Annotated in this window: 17 protein-coding genes and 1 pseudogene; 11 read left to right on the top strand and 7 right to left on the bottom strand. The window is 65.9% G+C overall.

From position 1 onward, the window contains the following. Window positions 1-38: 38 nt before the first annotated feature. Window positions 39-701, bottom strand: a complete 663-nt coding sequence (gene can, locus ACCQ13_RS06820; RefSeq protein ID WP_104601716.1) for a carbonate dehydratase — start codon at window positions 699-701, stop codon at window positions 39-41. A gap of 140 nt (window positions 702-841) precedes the next feature. On the opposite strand from can, the gene ACCQ13_RS06825 reads away from it, so the two are divergent. Both ACCQ13_RS06825 and ACCQ13_RS06830 read left to right on the top strand, forming a co-directional pair. Further along, window positions 842-1,375, top strand: a complete 534-nt coding sequence (locus ACCQ13_RS06825; RefSeq protein WP_159406876.1) for a glycoside hydrolase family 108 protein — start codon at window positions 842-844, stop codon at window positions 1,373-1,375. Further along, window positions 1,372-1,680 carry a hypothetical protein gene (locus ACCQ13_RS06830; RefSeq protein ID WP_223214417.1) on the top strand — a complete coding sequence of 103 codons (309 nt, stop codon included), beginning with the start codon at window positions 1,372-1,374 and terminating at the stop codon, window positions 1,678-1,680. Before ACCQ13_RS06825 ends, ACCQ13_RS06830 begins: the two co-directional genes overlap by 4 nt. A gap of 91 nt (window positions 1,681-1,771) precedes the next feature. Here ACCQ13_RS06830 and ACCQ13_RS06835 read toward each other — a convergent pair whose 3' ends face one another. The 5 genes from ACCQ13_RS06835 to asnS are packed head-to-tail and all read right to left on the bottom strand — an operon-like array spanning window position 1,772 to window position 4,687. Continuing rightward, complete coding sequence (locus ACCQ13_RS06835) at window positions 1,772-2,407, bottom strand: FMN-binding negative transcriptional regulator (RefSeq protein ID WP_104601713.1); 636 nt, start codon at window positions 2,405-2,407, stop codon at window positions 1,772-1,774. Window position 2,408: 1 nt separating this feature from the next. Further along, the gene (locus ACCQ13_RS06840; protein WP_104601712.1) at window positions 2,409-2,735 is read right to left on the bottom strand and encodes a hypothetical protein; all 327 of its coding nucleotides are present in this window, start codon (window positions 2,733-2,735) and stop codon (window positions 2,409-2,411) included. Continuing rightward, on the bottom strand, window positions 2,732-3,037 hold the full coding sequence (locus ACCQ13_RS06845) for a hypothetical protein (RefSeq protein WP_104601711.1): 306 nt from the start codon (window positions 3,035-3,037) through the stop codon (window positions 2,732-2,734). The genes ACCQ13_RS06840 and ACCQ13_RS06845 overlap by 4 nt, the downstream gene beginning before the upstream one ends. Beyond that, window positions 3,034-3,291, bottom strand: coding sequence for a hypothetical protein (locus ACCQ13_RS06850; RefSeq protein WP_159406877.1), 258 nt, complete (start codon window positions 3,289-3,291; stop codon window positions 3,034-3,036). Before ACCQ13_RS06850 ends, ACCQ13_RS06845 begins: the two co-directional genes overlap by 4 nt. A gap of 1 nt (window position 3,292) precedes the next feature. After that, window positions 3,293-4,687, bottom strand: coding sequence for an asparagine--tRNA ligase (gene asnS, locus ACCQ13_RS06855; RefSeq protein ID WP_104601709.1), 1,395 nt, complete (start codon window positions 4,685-4,687; stop codon window positions 3,293-3,295). Window positions 4,688-4,877: 190 nt separating this feature from the next. Here asnS and ACCQ13_RS06860 point away from each other — a divergent pair, with 190 nt between their 5' ends. The 7 genes from ACCQ13_RS06860 to ACCQ13_RS06890 all read left to right on the top strand — a co-directional run bounded on the left by ACCQ13_RS06860 (window position 4,878) and on the right by ACCQ13_RS06890 (window position 11,770). Further along, window positions 4,878-5,216 carry a HesB/IscA family protein gene (locus tag ACCQ13_RS06860; protein WP_104601708.1) on the top strand — a complete coding sequence of 113 codons (339 nt, stop codon included), beginning with the start codon at window positions 4,878-4,880 and terminating at the stop codon, window positions 5,214-5,216. 332 nt (window positions 5,217-5,548) lie between these two features. Continuing rightward, window positions 5,549-5,980, top strand: a complete 432-nt coding sequence (rpsF, locus tag ACCQ13_RS06865) for a 30S ribosomal protein S6 (RefSeq protein WP_104587881.1) — start codon at window positions 5,549-5,551, stop codon at window positions 5,978-5,980. A gap of 11 nt (window positions 5,981-5,991) precedes the next feature. Then, window positions 5,992-6,222 carry a 30S ribosomal protein S18 gene (gene rpsR, locus ACCQ13_RS06870; RefSeq protein WP_002804494.1) on the top strand — a complete coding sequence of 77 codons (231 nt, stop codon included), beginning with the start codon at window positions 5,992-5,994 and terminating at the stop codon, window positions 6,220-6,222. Between the two features lie 187 nt (window positions 6,223-6,409). Continuing rightward, entirely contained in the window at window positions 6,410-6,859 is a 450-nt protein-coding gene (rplI, locus tag ACCQ13_RS06875; protein ID WP_104601707.1) for a 50S ribosomal protein L9, read from the top strand. Window positions 6,860-7,070: 211 nt separating this feature from the next. After that, window positions 7,071-10,574, top strand: coding sequence for a chromosome segregation protein SMC (gene smc, locus ACCQ13_RS06880; RefSeq protein ID WP_159406878.1), 3,504 nt, complete (start codon window positions 7,071-7,073; stop codon window positions 10,572-10,574). Window positions 10,575-10,630: 56 nt separating this feature from the next. Then, window positions 10,631-11,356 carry a cell division protein ZipA gene (gene zipA / locus ACCQ13_RS06885; protein ID WP_104601705.1) on the top strand — a complete coding sequence of 242 codons (726 nt, stop codon included), beginning with the start codon at window positions 10,631-10,633 and terminating at the stop codon, window positions 11,354-11,356. A 9-nt stretch (window positions 11,357-11,365) separates the two neighbouring features. Next, window positions 11,366-11,770, top strand: coding sequence for a hypothetical protein (locus tag ACCQ13_RS06890; RefSeq protein ID WP_104601704.1), 405 nt, complete (start codon window positions 11,366-11,368; stop codon window positions 11,768-11,770). Window positions 11,771-12,027: 257 nt separating this feature from the next. Here the strand turns inward: ACCQ13_RS06890 and ACCQ13_RS06895 are convergent. Then, a pseudogene (locus ACCQ13_RS06895) lies at window positions 12,028-13,152 on the bottom strand (pyridoxal phosphate-dependent aminotransferase). Window positions 13,153-13,347: 195 nt separating this feature from the next. Here ACCQ13_RS06895 and ligA point away from each other — a divergent pair. Beyond that, window positions 13,348-15,849, top strand: a complete 2,502-nt coding sequence (gene ligA, locus ACCQ13_RS06900) for an NAD-dependent DNA ligase LigA (RefSeq protein ID WP_104601703.1) — start codon at window positions 13,348-13,350, stop codon at window positions 15,847-15,849. After that, the gene (gene epmA, locus ACCQ13_RS06905) at window positions 15,846-16,808 is read left to right on the top strand and encodes an EF-P lysine aminoacylase EpmA (protein ID WP_372372362.1); all 963 of its coding nucleotides are present in this window, start codon (window positions 15,846-15,848) and stop codon (window positions 16,806-16,808) included. Before ligA ends, epmA begins: the two co-directional genes overlap by 4 nt. Window positions 16,809-16,865 lie beyond the last annotated feature (57 nt).

The following is a 16,865-nucleotide window of genomic DNA, read 5'->3' on the forward strand; positions in this document are numbered from 1 at the left end:
CGGTGGGCGTCGCCGTGGCTTGCGCGCGCGGCGGCGACTCAGCGTTCGGCGTGGTCGGCCTGGATTTTTGCCAGCGCGGCGTCGTAGCGTTCCTGCAACACCTCGGGACGATCGATCGACATGCCCAGGTCGTGCGCATGGCCATCGCGCAGGCTGTACACCCAACCATGCACGCACAGCGGCTGGCCGCGGTCCCAGGCATCGCGCACGATGGTGGTGCGGCAGACGTTGACCACCTGTTCCAGCACGTTGAGCTCGCACAGGCGCGCGTGCTGCACCGGCAGGTCGCCGGCCTCGTGCAGGCAGGTTTCGTGCTTGTCGGCCACGTCGGTGACGTGGCGGATCCAGTTGTCCACCAGGCCCATGCGCTTCTGGGTAAGGCTGGCGAACACGCCACCGCACCCGTAATGGCCCACCACCAGGACGTGCTTGACCTTGAGCACGTCGACCGCGAACTGGATCACCGACAGGCAGTTCAGATCGGTGTGCACCACCACGTTGGCGATGTTGCGGTGGACGAACACCTCGCCCGGCGCCATATCGATGATCTGGTTGGCCGGCACGCGCGAATCCGAGCAGCCGATCCACAAGTATTCGGGCGTCTGCTGGGTCGATAGTTTGGAGAAGAATTCCGGATCTTCGCGGCGGATGCGCTCGGACCAGGCGCGGTTGTTGTCCAGCAAATGGTTGAGTTCGTTCATGGCCTGGATTATCCCAGAAGCCTGTGCAGCGGGTGTCATGGCCGCGGCCAGGGCCTTGCCAGGTTGAAACTGGAACCGGCGCCGAGGTTGGGATACGGCTGCGGCAGTACAGTGTGCCAACCCCGGACAGATCCCATTCCATGGCCGACTTCATGCAGTTCTTCCCCACGTTCCTGCGCTTCCAGGGCGGATTCGTCGATGCGCCCGACGACCCCGGTGGGGCAACCAACATGGGGATCAGCCTGGCGGCGTTCAGCCAGTCTGCCCAGGCCACGCTTGGTGTGCAGCCGTCGCTGGAAACCTTGCAGCAGTTGACGGTCGCCCAGGCCGCCACGTTCTACAAGACCTTGTACTGGGACAAGCTGCAGGGCGATGCGATCCAGTTGCAACCCTTGGCCGACATCCTGTTCTATTTCTATACCGAAGCGGGCTCCGCGGCGGCGAAGCTGTTGCAGACGCTGTTGGGTGAGATGGGGCAGCAGGTTCCCATCGACGGCACATTCTCCGCGCAGACGCTGGCGGCGCTGCAACAGGTGGACCAGACCCAGCTCTACCTGCGCTACAAGCAGGGTTGCGTGGATTACTACACCCGGTTGGTTGCAGCGCGCCCCTTCCTGCAACGTTTTCTGAAAGGATGGCTCACCCGCATCGCCAGTTTCCCGGAACTGTCATGACCCTGGAGCCCTCATCGACGCAGCAAGCGACGGGTAACGCCATGAGCGACTTGAGCGATATTGCCTTTGTCAAGCGAATCGCGGTCGGCCATGCCGGCTGCGACCGGCTGGCTGCCGACGAGCGGGATGCGCAGGCGCTGGCCCTGCTCAATCGCTGCCTGGCAGACAGCCCCAAAGGGCGCATCATCGCCGTGGAAAAACACGTCGCTGTGCAGGCGGCGGGAACCGAGCAGGTGGTGCAGCAGTGGGTGTGCTACCACGTAGGATTCCGGCGCAAGCCGCATTGGCTCGACGGCATCGACTGACTGCCATGCCGCTCGGGCAGGGGCGCGCCATCGCAGCGCTGCAATCGGGCGCGGTATGGCGCATGCATCGCCACCGGCCTGCGGTGCCGTGTCAAGGCGTGCCGTGGTCGTCCTGCGTGTCGCGCATCCATGCCGCAACCGCGCGCGCGTTCTCGCCCGGTTGTTGCGCCAGCGCCTGACTGACGCTGCGGCGATTGGCAGGTGGGTGGTTCTGGCTCAACTTGAAGGTGAGTTCGATGCGGCTGGGCACGAAGCGAAACCCCACCAGCCCGCGCAACTGGCGGCGATGGCTGTCGCGTTGCATCTCGAACTGCCAGTCGCTGCCAACGCCCTGCTCGAACTGCTGGCTCATTCGGGCGATCAGATCGCCCAGCGCCTGCTCGTCGTCGATCCTCTCGCAGTGGCCGTGCAGGTGGGCGACGGCGTAGTTCCAGGTCGGTACGCGCGCAGCAGCCTCCTTGTCCGGATACCAGCTGGGCGAGACATAGGCATGCGGCCCATGCGCAATCAGCAACGCATCGCCGGCGCCGCGCGCCTGCGGATTGGGGCGTGCCCAATGGCCTTCGATCGTCACCACCTGCGCGTCGCGCCGGTACAGTACTGGCAGATGCGACACCAGCGGTGGGCCGTCCTGGCCCTGGGTGATGAGCGTGACGAATGGATCGTGTGCGAACAGCCGGTCCAACAGCGCCAGATCGGTCTGGGCGAAGGCGCGCGGTGCGTACATCTCAGGCGCGGCCGCCCATGCGGATGACCATGCGTTCGCGCAGGTCGGCATCGTCATCGCCCTGCGGCGGTGAAATCTCGTGCAGCGAAAACCCACGGATCAGTGCGTCTTCTTCGTCCAGCCCGTCCAGTGCGACGAATTCCGCATCGAACAATGCGGCGCGGGCACTGTCTTCGCTGTCGTAGGGCAGCGTCTTGCCGTCGCTGTCCAGCACTTCGGCGGTGCCGGCGGCCTTGATGCGCAGGCGTGCCCAGATCAGGGTGAGGCCGATGGTGGCCAGCCACCATTGGTCGCGATCGAGGTCGGTCTCGGGTGCAGCGTGCGTCATGTCAGTACCTTGGAAAGCAGGCCGAGCAGGGCCGCCATGCCCAGGCCGAAGAAGATGGTCAGCAGCGAGAGCCAGGCAGGCGTGGCCAGACCCGACAGCGCACTGTCGCGGAAGCTGCGGTAGCGGCGCGCCAGCAACCAGCGCAACGCAACGGGGCTGATAAAGGCCGGGTCGCCAAAGCTGGCCAGCGCCTCCGGATGGCGGTCGTGCAGGTGCACCAGGGTCAGCGGCCAGAAGATCAGGAGCGCGGTCAGGCCGGCGACGGCAACACCGACAAAACACAGTGCAAAGAACAAGGTCATGTGGCCGCCAGCATCAGTGCGAGTTTGGGGAGTGCCATGCCAAGGAGCAACGCCGCGATGGTCCAGCGCATTGGAGCCGTGGCATGCCGGATTGCGGCACGCGCGGTGTAGGTCTGCCACCAGCGTTGCGGGTGTTGCTGGCGCGACGCCAGCCGCGCCAGCAACACGCTACGTGTCGCTGTCAGCCCGCCCATGATCGCCGCCAGCCCGAAGGCCAGCGCTTGCAGCATGGGGACGGCGGCCGGCACGGGCATCTCAGAATTCCGCGCTGCCGGGCGCGCGCGGGTAGGGGATGGCGTCGCGGATATTGCTCAGCCCGCACACGTACACCACCAGGCGTTCGAACCCTAAGCCAAAGCCGGCATGCGGCACCGAGCCGTAGCGGCGGAAATCGCGATACCAGCTGTAATGCTCCTGATCCAGGCCGAACTGCGCCATGCGCGCGTCCAGCACGTCCAGGCGCTCTTCGCGCTGGCTGCCGCCGATGATCTCGCCGATGCCCGGCGCCAGCACGTCCATCGCCGCCACGGTCTTGCCGTCGTCGTTCAGGCGCATGTAGAACGCCTTGATGTGCTCTGGGTAGTTGGTGACCACCACCGGGCGGCCGATATGTTCCTCGGTGAGCCAGCGTTCGTGCTCGGTCTGCAGGTCCAGACCCCATTCGACCGGGAAGTCGAACTTCTTGCCGGAGGCCTGTAGCAGCTTCACCGCATCGGTGTAGTCGATCTGCTCGAACGGCGCATTGATGAAGGCTTCCAGCTTGCTGATCGCGTTCTTGTCCACGCGCTCGGCCAGGAACGCCAGGTCGTCGCCACGTTCGTCCAGCACCGCGCGGAACAGGTACTTGAGGAACTGTTCGGCCAGGCGCGCGTCCTCGGCCAGATCGGCGAAGGCAATCTCCGGTTCGATCATCCAGAACTCGGCCAGGTGGCGCGTGGTGTGGCTGTTCTCGGCGCGGAAGGTCGGCCCGAAGGTGTAGACCTTGCTCAGCGCCAGGCAGTACGCCTCCACGTTGAGCTGGCCGGACACGGTGAGGAAGGTTTCCTTGCCGAAGAAGTCGCGGCTGAAATCCACATTGCCGCTGGCATCGCGCGGCAGGTTGACCATGTCCAGCGTGGAGACGCGGAACATCTGCCCGGCGCCTTCGGCATCGGAAGTGGTGATGATCGGCGTGCTGATCCAGTTGAAGCCGTTCTGGTGGAAGAAGCGGTGCACCGCCTGCGCCAGGCAGTTGCGGATGCGGGTGACCGCGCCGAACAGATTGGTACGCGGGCGCAGGTGCGCCACTTCGCGCAGGAACTCCGGCGTCATCGGCTTGGGCTGGATCGGGTAGGTCAGCGGGTCCTCTACCCAGCCGACAATCTCCACGCCGCTGGCCTGGATCTCGAACGACTGGCCCTTGCCCTGCGACTTCACCAGCACGCCCTTGGCGATCAGCGAGCAGCCACTGGTCAGCCGCTTGATCTCGTCGAAGTTGGGCAGGGTGTCGTTGGCCACCACCTGGATCGGCGCGAAGCAGGAGCCATCGGTCACGTTGATGAAGGCCAGTCCGGCAGATCCACGCAGCGTGCGCACCCACCCCCGTACCGTGACTTCGCCGCCTTCGGGGAGCTTGCCCGCAAGCGCATGTTCAACGCTGACCACCGTCATACCTGTTCCCCGCCATTGCGACCTTGATGACCTGCGAGTTTACTGGCTGCGGCCGCGCCGGTGCGAGCGTTCTGGCCGGTCGCCAGGTGGTCTGGCTTGTGTGACGGCGTGGTAACCCCCATCTGCCATTGACGCCGATTGCGCATGGTTGCGTCGGTATACTTGCCGCTATTGATCGTGGAGTGCCTGCATGGCCATCAGTCTCACCCCCGCCGCGCTGGAGCGCGTGCAGCGTTTCGTGCAGCAGACCCCGGGTGCGCTGGGCCTGCGCTTTGGCGTGACCAAGACCGGGTGCTCCGGCTGGGGCCATATCACCGACCTGGCGCGCGAACAGCGCGACGACGATGCGGTGTTCGAGCAGGGCGGGGTGCATATCTTCGTCGACCCGGTCAGCTTGCCCCTGGTCGATGGCACCTGCATCGACTTCGGCAAGCACGGCCTGAGCGAGACGTTCACCTTCAATAACCCCAACGCGACCGCCGAGTGTGGTTGCGGGGAGAGCTTCACGACTGCAGCAGAGCATCGCTGAGCCGGTCGGCGCGCGTTATTCCTTCTCCCATCGGGAGAAGGTGCCCGAAGGGCGGATGAGGGTACGGGGCGAAGCCTCGTGGAGTTGAACGACGCGAGAGGCTTCGCCCCGTACCCTCACCCCAACCCCTCTCCCGGCGGGAGAGGGGCTCAAGCGGTGCCGCGCAGATGTCCTGTTCATAGGCTCGGCCCAGTTGCAGCTAAGCCCCTGAACTGCCATACTTTCCTGCTTCCTGCCCGATTCCGGGTGGGATCCCTTGCTCCACCGGCCGCTTGCGCGGACCACCGGGGAGCTGTCCGGCCCACGTGGCCACATCCGAAAGGTAAAACAACATGAGTCGTCATTACGAAGTCGTGTTCCTGGTCCACCCGGACCAGAGCGAGCAGGTTCCGGCCATGATCGAGCGCTACAAGTCGCTGATCGAAGGCGGTAACGGCACCATCCACCGTCTGGAAGACTGGGGCCGTCGCCAGCTGGCCTACCCGATCCAGAACCTGGTGAAGGCGCACTACGTGCTGCTCAACATCGAAGTGGACCAGGCCGTGCTGAGCGAGCTGGTGGAAAGCTTCCGCTTCAACGATGCGGTGCTGCGTCACCTGGTCGTCAAGCGCGATGGCGCCGACACCGAGCAGTCGCTCATCATGAAGAGCAAGGACGAGAAGGGCGACCGCCCCGAGCGTAGCGATCGTCGTCGTCGTGATGACGAAGAGGGTGAAACCCCGGCCGCCAACGATACCGACGGCGACAACGCCGAAGCCGCTTAAGGAGCGCTGTCATGTCCAAGTTCTTCCGTCGTCGCAAGTTCTGCAAGTTCACCGCCGAGGGCGTCAAGGAGATCGACTACAAGGATCTCAACACCCTGCGTCAGTACCTCACCGAGAACGGCAAGATCGTGCCGAGCCGCGTGACCGGTACCAAGTCCAAGTACCAGCGCCAGCTGGCCACGGCCGTCAAGCGCGCACGTTTCCTGGCGCTGATCCCGTACACGGACAACCACGACGTTTAATCCGAGTCCCTCGGAAGAGCCCGCACATTCATGTGCGGGTTGTTAACAGATAGAGGTCGGTCATTCGAGATGCGGTGTTGATCGTGCTGTTACGATTCCCAAATCCCGATTCCCGATTCCCGTCTTTTCGGACAGCACCCGTTGCGCCCGCCATCGTGCCGGCGCTAACGAATAACGGAGTACCACCATGGATCTGATTCTTCTGCAGAAAGTGACCAACTTGGGCAACCTGGGTGACAAGGTCAGCGTCAAGCCGGGTTACGGCCGCAACTTCCTCGTGCCGCAGGGCAAGGCTGTGCCGGCCACCGCTGCCAACGTCGAAGCGTTCGAGACCAAGCGCGCCGAGTACGAAGCCAAGGCCAACACCATCCTGGCCGACGCGCAGGGCCGCGCGACCAAGTTCGAAGGCGCCAGCGTCACCATCGGTGCGCATGCATCCACGGAAGGCAAGCTGTACGGCTCGGTTGGCCCGCGCGACATCGCCGAGGCCTTCACCGCCGCCGGCCTGCCGCTGGAAAAGAGCGAAGTCATCCTGGGCGAAGGCGCATTCCGCAACGTCGGCGAGTACGACGTCGTGTTGCACCTGCACGCCGATGTGGAAACCTCGGTCAAGGTCATCGTCGAATCCGACGCCTGATTGCCGCAACACGCAGTACCCGAAGGGCGCCTGGTTAGGCGCCCTTCGTCTTTTAAGCCCAGCCGCAGGGCGGCGACGGCGCCCGTTATACTCATGCCCCATTGTCGGTTCCAGGGCCCGCAGATCTTGTCGATCAAGGGCTTGGGCGCTGGCTTCACAGGAAAAGCGCCTGCCGGACGTGTCCGCGCAGTGCCCGGAACCCGCCCGTCCCATGCGCCTGTCCACGATCAAGCTGTCCGGTTTCAAGTCGTTCGTCGACCCGACGACCTTGCACCTGCCCACCAACATGACCGGCATCGTCGGTCCCAATGGTTGCGGCAAGTCCAACATCATTGATGCGGTGCGCTGGGTCATGGGCGAGAGCTCGGCCAGCCGCCTGCGCGGTGACTCGCTGACCGACGTGATCTTCTCCGGCTCCTCGGCGCGCAAGCCGGTGTCGCAGGCAACGGTGGAGCTGATCTTCGACAACTCCGATCACACCATCAGCGGCGAGTTCGCCTCGTTCAACGAAATCTCGGTCAAGCGCCTGGTCAGCCGCGACGGCAACAGCGCCTATTACCTCAACGGCACCAAGTGCCGCCGCCGCGACATCACCGACCTGTTCCTGGGCACCGGCCTGGGGCCGCGCAGCTACTCGATCATCGAGCAGGGCATGATTAGTCAGATCATCGAGGCGCGCCCGGAAGATCTGCGTGTGTATCTGGAAGAGGCCGCCGGCATCTCCAAGTACAAGGAACGCCGCAAGGAAACCGAAACCCGCATCCGCCACACCCGCGAAAACCTCGACCGACTGGGCGACCTGCGCGAGGAAATCACCAAGCAGCTGGCGCATCTGCAGCGCCAGGCGCGCCAGGCCGAGCAGTACCAGGCGTTGCAGGAAGAGCGCAGGATCAAGGATGCCGAGTGGAAGGCGCTGGAATACCGTGGCCTGGACGGGCAGCTGCAAGGCCTGCGCGAAAAATTGAATCAGGAAGAGACACGCCTGCAGCAACTGATCGCCGACCAGCGCGATGCCGAAGCGCGCATCGAAACCGGACGCGTGCGCCGCGAAGAGGCGGCCGAGGCGGTGGCCAAGGCGCAGGCCGATGTCTACCAGGTGGGTAGCGCGCTGGCGCGCATCGAACAGCAGATCCAGCATCAACGCGAACTCTCGCATCGCCTGCACAAGGCGCGCGACGAGGCGCACAGCCAGCTGCAGGAGCTGACCCAGCACATCAGTGGTGACTCGGCGAAGTTGAGCGTCCTGCGCGAGGCCGTGGCCGATGCCGAACCGCAACTGGAGCAATTGCGCGAAGACCACGAATTCCGCCAGGAAGCGCTGCGCGAGGCCGAAGCGCGGCTGGCCGACTGGCAGCAGCGCTGGGAAACCCACAACCGCGACACCGGCGAAGCCTCGCGTGCCGGCGAAGTGGAGCGTACCCGCGTCGATTATCTGGACCGCCAGTCGCTGGAAGCCGACCGCCGCCGCGAAGCGCTGGTCAACGAACGTGCCGGGCTGGATCTGGACGCGCTGGCCGAGGCGTTCGAACAGATCGAGCTGCGGCATGAAACGCAGAAGACCTCGCTGGACGGATTGAACGAGCAGGTGGAGGCGCGCAAGCACGCGCTGGCCGCGCTGCAGGACCAGCAACGCGCCAGCCAGGGCGAGCTGGCCGAGGTGCGCAAGCAGGCCCAGGCCGCGCGTGGCCGGCTGTCTTCGCTGGAAACCCTGCAGCAGGCGGCGCTGGGCCAGGAGCAGGGCGCAGCGGTGGCATGGTTGAAGGCGCGCCGGCTGGATTCGGCGGCGCGCGTGGGCGAACGCATCACGGTGGAAGGCGGCTGGGAAAACACGGTCGAAAGCGCGCTGGGGCAGTTGATCGAAGGCGTGTTGGTGGACGCGCCCGAGCAACTGGTCGATGCGCTGGGCGAGCTGGGCGAGGGCCGCATCGCGCTGGTGTCCAATGCTATCGACGGCGCGCACTTCGCGCCGACCTCGCTGGCCGCCAAGGTGCAGGGACCGATGGCGATCCGTCGCCTGCTGGCGCGCCTGCACACCGCCGAGGATCTGGACGCCGCGCGCGCGTTGCAACCTAGCCTGCCCGAAGGCGATTCAGTCATCACCCGCAACGGCGAACGCCTGGGCGAAGGCTGGGTGCGCGTGTCGCGCTCGGGCGCGGCCAAGCAAGGCGCGCTGCTGCGCGAGCGCGAGATCCAGGAGCTACGCACCCAGATCGAAACCCTGCAGGAGCGCGAGGCCGATCTCGAACATCGGCTTGCCGGCTTCCGCGAGCAGTCGCTGGCGGCCGAGCAGCAGCGCGAAGATGCGCAGCGCCAGTTGTACATGGCCCACCGCAGCGTCTCCGAACTGGCCGGCCAGTTGCAGAGCCAGCAGGGCAAGGTCGATGCGGCGCGCACGCGCATCGAGCGCATCGAAACCGAGTTGTCGCAGCTGCTGGAAACCCTGGACACCAGCCGCGAACAAGCCCGCGAGGCACGTGCAAAACTCGAAGACGCCATCACCCTGATGGGCGACCTGCAGGGCACGCGGCAGGCGCTGGAAAACGAGCGCCGCCAGCTCACCGATGCCCGCGATCAGGCGCGCGATGCTGCACGCGGCGTGCGAGATGCGATGCATGCGCTGGCGCTCACGCTGGAATCGCAGCGCACCCAGATCACTTCGCTCAGCCAGACCCTGGAGCGCATGGACAGCCAGCGCGGCCAGCTGGATACGCGCCTGGAAGACCTGGTGGCCCAGCTCAGTGAAGGCGATTCCCCGGTGGAAACGCTGGAGCACGAACACCAGGCCGCGCTGAGCGAGCGCGTACGGACCGAGCGCGTGCTTGGCGAGACGCGCACGCTGCTGGACAGCATCGACGGCGAGCTGCGCAGCTTCGAGCAGACCCGCCAGCAGCGCGACGAGCAGGCGCTGGCGCAGCGCGAGCGCATCAACCAGCGCAAGCTCGATCAGCAGGCGCTGGTGCTCAACGCCGAGCAACTTTCTGCTGCCGTGGTCAAGGCCGGCTTCGTGCTCGAGGACGTGGTCAACGGGCTGCCCGAGGCGGCCAATAGCGCCGAGTGGGAGGCGGCGGTGAACCAGATCGATGGCCGCATGCGGCGCCTGGAGCCGGTGAACCTGGCCGCGATCCAGGAATACGGCGAGGCCGCGCAGCGCTCGGAATATCTGGATGCGCAGAACCTGGACCTCAATACCGCGCTGGAAACGCTGGAAGAAGCCATCCGCAAGATCGACCGCGAAACCCGCGGCCGCTTCAAGGACACCTTCGATCGCGTCAATTCCGGTGTGCAGGCGCTGTATCCGCGCCTGTTCGGCGGCGGTCACGCCTATCTGGAACTCACCGGCGAGGACCTGCTCGATACCGGCGTGACCATCATGGCGCGTCCGCCCGGCAAGCGTGTATCCAGCATTTCGCTGCTGTCCGGCGGCGAGAAGGCGATGACTGCGGTGGCGCTGGTGTTTGCGATCTTCCAGCTCAATCCGGCGCCGTTCTGCCTGCTGGACGAGGTGGATGCGCCGCTGGACGAGGCCAACGTCGGCCGGCTGGCCAACATGGTCCGCGAGATGAGCGAGAAGGTGCAGTTCCTGTTCGTCAGCCATAACAAGGCCACCATGGAAGCCGCGCGGCAGCTGTCTGGCGTGACCATGCGCGAGCCGGGCGTCAGCCGCCTGGTCAGCGTGGACCTGGAAGAGGCCGCCCGTTTGGCGGGTGCGGCATGACGTGCCATGCTTGTCAGAATGACGACACCTGTCACTTTATTGCGGAGGCACGCTGAATGTCCGACATGGCCATGATCCGGATCGGAATCCTGATCGCCGGGCTGCTGCTGGTCGCGGCCATTTTCCTGTTCGGCCGCCCGAAAAAGTCGCCGCAGGGGCGCCGGGTGGACAAGGACGAGGGGCAACCGCGCGAGCGCCGCGAGCCGTCGATTTCCGGCGATGCCGATGTGCAGGGCGAGGTGTTCGAGCGCAGTGCCGAACAGAGCGAACTTGAGCTGGATGCGCAGGACAGCACCGGCGGCAGCGATGTTGGCAAGCGCCCGAACCAGGATTTCGACAAGATCGTGTCGCTGTTCGTCGCGGCCAAGGCGGGCCAGATCCTGCGCGGCGAAGACGTGGTGGTGGCGGCCGAAAAGACCGGCCTGGTATTCGGCCATATGAATGTGTTCCATCGCCTGGTCGAGGGCCACCCCGAGCGCGGGCCGATCTTCAGCATGGCCAGCATCCTCAAGCCGGGCAGCTTCGACATGGCCAACATCCGCGAGATGCAGACGCCGGCGATCGCTTTCTTCCTGACCTTGCCGGCGCCGATGACCGCGCTCGATGCCTGGGAAAAGATGCTGCCCACCGTGCAGCGCATCGCCGAGTTGCTGGATGGTGTGGTGCTGGACGACAGCCGCAATGCATTGGGTCGGCAGCGGGTGGCGCATATCCGCGACGAACTGCGCGCCTACGACCGCCAGCACCAGGCCCCGCCACTGACCAAACCGCCGCGCTGGTGAGTTGAGCCCATGCTGAGCCTGCAGGGCATGTTGGCGGTGGCATTGCTGTTGATGCTGTGGGCAATCCTGGCGATGCCGTTGTTGTGGATCGTTACACGGGTCGCCGCGCGTCTGCGCGCACGCCCGCGCAACTCACCCAGGGTGGTGGCTGGCTTTGCGGTCGCGATCACCTTGCTGGTTGCGCCGGTGCCAACACCGTTCATCAGCGTGTTCATGCCGCATGCGATCGCGCTGATCGATTCCCGCTATTACGCCCACATCTTGCAGGGCGCGCCGATGCTGCGCGAGCTGCTGCTGTGGAATGCCGGCTCGATGGTGCTGACCTTCGTCATCAGCTATCTGTGGATCCGGCGCACGTTGCGCACGAAAGCCCCTCTCCCTGCGGGGCGAGAAGGCACGGCTCTCGTGCCGTAGGCGCGCGGGCCTTGGAGCGCCCGCGCCGCAAGCGCGGGGCACGGAGCAGGGGTTGGGGTGAGGGTACGGGGCGTGTAAGCGGAGCAGTCGGTGATTCAATTCTGACGGCGCGTGGCGATGCGTTTGTCATTACAGATGCTGGCAGATTCCCGAGGCGCCCCCTCATCCGCCCCTTCGGGGCACCTTCTCCCCCATAAAGGGGGACAATGTCCCGATGGGAGAAGGGTCCGCGTCGGCTTTATCGAACGCTTCGCGAGTTAGCGTTTGGCTTTGGTGAACGCCTCGCGGAAGCGCAGCATTTCCGCCTCGGTGCCCACGGTCACGCGGACGCGCTTGGGTCAGATCGGCCAGCTGCGGCCAACCATGACACCCTGCTTCTGCATCGAGTCGGCAAACACCTTGGCATCGCGCTTGATGTCCACCATGAAGCAATTGGCCTGCGATGGCAGGCAGGTGTAGCCCTTGCCCTTGAGCCAGGCGATGGTGTCCTCGCGCACGCGCGCGTTCTCGGCGCGACGTGTCGGTACCAGCAAGGGATCGCGCAGGCTGGCGATGCCGGCCGCCATGGCGGGTACCGGCAGCGGGTTACCGCCCAGCGTGGCGAGCTTGGTCAACAGGCCCGGCGGGGCGATGGCCGCGCCCAGTCGCAGCCCGGCCATGCCGTACAACTTGGAAAACGTGCGCAGCACGATCAGGTCCTGGCGTTGGCGCACCAGGTCCACCACCGAGGTCTCGTTGCTGTACTGAATATAGGCCTCGTCGACCACCAGCACCGCACTGGCCGGTTTGTTTGCCAACAGCCATTCGATGTCTGCGCGCGGCGTGATCGAACCGGTGGGATTGTTGGGGTTGCACACGTAAATCAGGCCAGCGGTCGGATCGGCCTTGGCCATTGCCTTGACGTCGTGCGCGCCATCGGCCCGCAAGGGCACGCGACGTACCGGTGCGCCATGTGCGATAGCGACATCGGCCAGCGCTTCGAAGGTCGGGTCGGCGATGACCAGACCTGCGCGCGGCGAGGTGAACAGGGTGCCGGTGCGATTCAACGGGTCGCTGGAGCCTGGGAAAAACGCCATGTGATCGTTCGGCAGCTGCAATTCGCCGGCCATCAGGTTGCGCAGATCCTGCTCCATCTCGAACTGATAGCGGCCAGCACGCGCCAGCGACCGCGTGGCCGCGTCCAGCGCGGCCGGGGAGGGCCCCAGCGGATGTTCGTTGTAGTTGAGGTACACGGTACCGGCGGCAGGCGCCACGCCGGGGGCAGCGGGCGCGGCGGCGCGCTTGCGGGCGGCCTCGGCAGGCGAACTCAACCCGAGTGCGGACACCGCCAGCCCGGAGCTGGCAAGACCAAGAAACGAACGGCGCGAAACGGGCAGCGACACGATGAACTCCAGAGCAGGGCGCGGTGAACAGGGCGCCACGCTAGCGGGTTTGCGCCGGTCTGCCTATCGGAACATGCGCTGACGACTGTCTCGTGCGGCCAGCGCGCGCAGGTTGAGGCACGCGGGCGGCGTCCACGGCCACGATTGGCCGTCGCCGGTAGACTATGCGACCGCCTACGCCGTTGCCGCCCTCGTATGACTGCCAGCCCGGATCCCGCCCAGCGCATCGATGCCCTGCGCCGTCGCATCGACGACGCGAACTACCGCTATCACGTGCTTGACGAGCCGCAGATGGCCGACGTGGATTACGACCGCCTGATGCGCGAGCTGGAGGTGCTGGAGGCCGAGCATCCGGCGCTGGCCAGCGCCGATTCGCCGACCCAGCGCGTGGGCTACCTGGCCGCATCGCGCTTTGCCGAGGTGCGGCATGCGCTGCCGATGTTGTCGCTGGGCAATGCCTTCAGCGACGAAGAAGTGAGCGAATTCGTGCGCCGCATCAGCGAACGGTTGGAGGTCAGGCAGCCGGTGTTCTGCGCCGAGCCCAAGCTCGACGGCCTGGCCATCAGCCTGCGCTACGAAGACGGCGAGTTCGTGCAGGGTGCCACCCGCGGCGACGGTGCCACCGGTGAGGATGTCAGCGCGAATCTGCGCACGGTCAAGGCAATTCCGCTGCGCCTGCGCGGGCAGGGCTGGCCGAAGGTGCTGGAGGTGCGCGGCGAGGTCTACATGCCGCGCGCGGCCTTTGAAACCTACAACGCGCAGATGCGCGCACAGGGCGGCAAGGTGCTGGCCAATCCGCGCAATGGTGCGGCCGGCTCGCTGCGTCAGCTGGATGCGCGCATCACCGCGCAGCGCCCGTTGAGCTTCTTCGCCTACGGCGTGGGCGAGGTACGCGACGGGACGCTGCCGCAGACGCATTCGGCCATCCTGGCGCAGTTGCGCGAATGGGGCTTTCCGGTCAGCCAGCTGGTCGAGGTGGTGCAGGGCAGCGAAGAGTTGTTGGCGTATTACCAGCGCATCGGCGCCGCGCGCGACGGGCTGGCCTTCGATATCGACGGGGTGGTCTACAAGCTCGACGATCTGGCCGGTCAGCGCGAAATGGGCTTTGTCTCGCGAGCGCCACGCTGGGCGATTGCGCACAAGTTCCCCGCGCAGGAGCAGTCCACCACGGTAGAGGCGATCGAGATCCAGATCGGCCGGACCGGTGCGGCCACGCCGGTGGCGCGTCTCACGCCAGTGCATGTGGCCGGGGTGATCGTCACCAACGCGACCCTGCACAACGCCGACCAGATCGCGCGGCTTGACGTGCGCGTGGGCGACACGGTGATCGTACGGCGGGCCGGCGATGTGATTCCGGAGGTGGCCGGCGTGGTGGCCGAGCAGCGCCCGGCGGGCACGCAGCAATGGCGCATGCCCACCCAATGCCCGGTGTGCGGTTCGGAGATCGTGCGCGAGGAGGGCCAGGCGGTGTGGCGGTGCTCGGGCGAGTTGACCTGCCCGGCGCAGCGCAAGGAGGCGTTCCGGCATTTCGTCTCGCGGCGTGCGATGGATGTCGACGGCCTGGGCGAGAAATTCATCGAGGTGCTGGTCGATAGCGGACTGGTGCAGGGTGTGGCCGATCTGTATCTGCTCACTGTCGATCAACTGTTGCAGTTGCGCCTGATCAGCACCGCCGACAGTCCGTACGCGTTCCTGCGCGAGGCGCGCGAGCATCTGGCCAGTGGCGCGTATGCGCAGCTGGAAGCCACCGTGGCCAGCATCGGTGTGGATCTGGCCGGCGAACGCGAAGCCCCGCCCACCTGGCAGGCCGATCTGCTACGCGCAGGGCTGCCTGGCTTCGACTGGAACCGCCGCAAGATCGCCACCAAGTGGGCCGAGAACCTGATCGAGGCGATCGAGAAATCGCGCGACACCACGCTGGAGCGCTTCCTGTTCGCACTGGGTATCGAGCATGTGGGCGAAAGCACCGCCAAGGCCTTGTCGGCGTGGTTCGGCGATCTGGAACTGATTCGCCACTTGCCGTGGCCGCTGTTCAAACGGGTGCCCGATATCGGCGGCGAAGTGGCGCGCTCGCTCGGCCATTTCTTCGATCAACCTGGGAATCAGCAGGCCATCGATGATCTGCTGGCGCGCAAGGTGCGCATCGGCGACACCCATCCGCCCTCGCCGAAGCTACGTGGCGAGCTGAGCTTTGCCAACGTGCTGGACGACATGGACATCCCCAAAGTGACGCCGGTGCGCGCGCAGCAATTGGCGGCTGCGGTGTCCTCGTTCGATGCCTTGCGCACTGCAGGCGCCGATGCCTTGCAGCAGGCCGGCGTGCCGGCGCCGGTGGTGGCTGCGCTGCTGCAATGGCTGGATCGCCCGGAAAATGCCGCCCTGGCGGCTGCTGCGCAATGCGCGATGGACACGCTGCTGGCGCGTCTGCCACAGGCCGATGCTGTACAGGCCGGGCCGCTCGACGGCCAGACCGTGGTCATCACGGGAACGTTGGCGGCATTGACCCGCGATGGCGCCAAGCAGCGACTCGAAGCACTCGGTGCCAAGGTCGCCGGCAGCGTATCGAAGAAGACCGCGTTTCTGGTAGCGGGCGAGGACGCCGGTTCCAAGCTGGACAAGGCGCAGTCGTTGGGCGTGGAAATCTGGGAGGAAGCGCGTCTGCTGGCCTTCCTGGGCGAACACGGGCAACAGCCATGACAGCAGCGCGGATCGATCTGGCGGCATTGCGGCTGCGCGCGCGGCTCAATGCCACGATCCGCGAGTTCTTCGCCGAACGCGGCGTATTGGAAGTGGAAACACCGGTGCTGTCGCAGGCCGGCAACACCGAGCCAAATATCGAGAGCTTCAGCACCCGCTTCAGCGGGCACGTGGATGCCGGTGCACCGGTGCGCTGGTTGCGCACCTCGCCGGAATACCCGCTCAAGCGCCTGCTCGCCGCCGGCCTGGGCGATTGTTATGAGCTGGGGCGGGTGTTCCGCAATGGCGAAGCCGGTGGTCGCCACAATCCCGAGTTCAGCATGCTCGAGTGGTATCGGGTGGGCTGGGACGACCGTGCGCTGGCGCAGGAAACCATCGCGCTGGTGCAGTGTGCGCTGGCCCTGGTCGACCGCGAAGCCAGCGTGCAGGTGTTGAGCTACCGCGAGCTGTTCGTTCAGCGGCTGGGCATCGACCCGTTGCTGGACCCGATTGCCACGCTACGCGCGCCGTTGCAGGCGATCACCATCGATCCGCAGGGGCTTACGCGCGACGATTGGCTGGACCTGCTGATGACCCACTGCCTGCAGCCCGGCTTCGCCGCCGATACGGTGACGGTGGTGCACGACTGGCCGGCCAGCCAATGCGCGCTGGCGCGGGTCCGTCACGACAGCCCACCGGTGGCCGAGCGCTTCGAGCTGTATCTGGGGGCCTACGAGGTGGCCAACGGCTACCACGAGTTGAACGATGCGCAGGAGCAACGCGCGCGTTTCCAGCGCGACAATACCGTCCGTGCCGCACGCGGCCTGCCGCAGCTGCCGCTGGACGAACCGTTGCTGGCGGTGTTGTCGCAACTGCCCGATTGCGCCGGCGTGGCGGTGGGGGTGGATCGGTTGTTGATGGCCTTGCGCGGCACCGCGCAGATTGCCGACGTGCTGGCCTTCGAGTTCGCCCGCGCCTGAGCCGTGCCGGCAGCAGTCAGCGCGAACGCTCGCGCTGCTGCGCAGTGTGCGCACGCC

This window comes from Xanthomonas sp. NCPPB 1638 (genome assembly GCF_041475635.2).
GTDB lineage: Bacteria > Pseudomonadota > Gammaproteobacteria > Xanthomonadales > Xanthomonadaceae > Xanthomonas > Xanthomonas cucurbitae.

Bases quoted from the DNA above. Each gene is read 5' to 3' on its own strand.
- zipA (WP_104601705.1), top strand. From the start codon at position 10,631: ATGTCCGACATGGCCATGATCCGGATCGGAATCCTGATCGCCGGGCTG.
- ACCQ13_RS06850 (WP_159406877.1), bottom strand. From the start codon at position 3,291: ATGCCCGTGCCGGCCGCCGTCCCCATGCTGCAAGCGCTGGCCTTCGGG.
- ACCQ13_RS06835 (WP_104601713.1), bottom strand. From the start codon at position 2,407: ATGTACGCACCGCGCGCCTTCGCCCAGACCGATCTGGCGCTGTTGGAC.
- epmA (WP_372372362.1), top strand. From the start codon at position 15,846: ATGACAGCAGCGCGGATCGATCTGGCGGCATTGCGGCTGCGCGCGCGG.
- ligA (WP_104601703.1), top strand. From the start codon at position 13,348: ATGACTGCCAGCCCGGATCCCGCCCAGCGCATCGATGCCCTGCGCCGT.
- rpsF (WP_104587881.1), top strand. From the start codon at position 5,549: ATGAGTCGTCATTACGAAGTCGTGTTCCTGGTCCACCCGGACCAGAGC.
- rplI (WP_104601707.1), top strand. From the start codon at position 6,410: ATGGATCTGATTCTTCTGCAGAAAGTGACCAACTTGGGCAACCTGGGT.
- ACCQ13_RS06860 (WP_104601708.1), top strand. From the start codon at position 4,878: ATGGCCATCAGTCTCACCCCCGCCGCGCTGGAGCGCGTGCAGCGTTTC.
- rpsR (WP_002804494.1), top strand. From the start codon at position 5,992: ATGTCCAAGTTCTTCCGTCGTCGCAAGTTCTGCAAGTTCACCGCCGAG.
- ACCQ13_RS06830 (WP_223214417.1), top strand. From the start codon at position 1,372: ATGACCCTGGAGCCCTCATCGACGCAGCAAGCGACGGGTAACGCCATG.
- ACCQ13_RS06890 (WP_104601704.1), top strand. From the start codon at position 11,366: ATGCTGAGCCTGCAGGGCATGTTGGCGGTGGCATTGCTGTTGATGCTG.
- smc (WP_159406878.1), top strand. From the start codon at position 7,071: ATGCGCCTGTCCACGATCAAGCTGTCCGGTTTCAAGTCGTTCGTCGAC.
- ACCQ13_RS06825 (WP_159406876.1), top strand. From the start codon at position 842: ATGGCCGACTTCATGCAGTTCTTCCCCACGTTCCTGCGCTTCCAGGGC.
- asnS (WP_104601709.1), bottom strand. From the start codon at position 4,687: ATGACGGTGGTCAGCGTTGAACATGCGCTTGCGGGCAAGCTCCCCGAA.
- can (WP_104601716.1), bottom strand. From the start codon at position 701: ATGAACGAACTCAACCATTTGCTGGACAACAACCGCGCCTGGTCCGAG.
- ACCQ13_RS06845 (WP_104601711.1), bottom strand. From the start codon at position 3,037: ATGACCTTGTTCTTTGCACTGTGTTTTGTCGGTGTTGCCGTCGCCGGC.
- ACCQ13_RS06840 (WP_104601712.1), bottom strand. From the start codon at position 2,735: ATGACGCACGCTGCACCCGAGACCGACCTCGATCGCGACCAATGGTGG.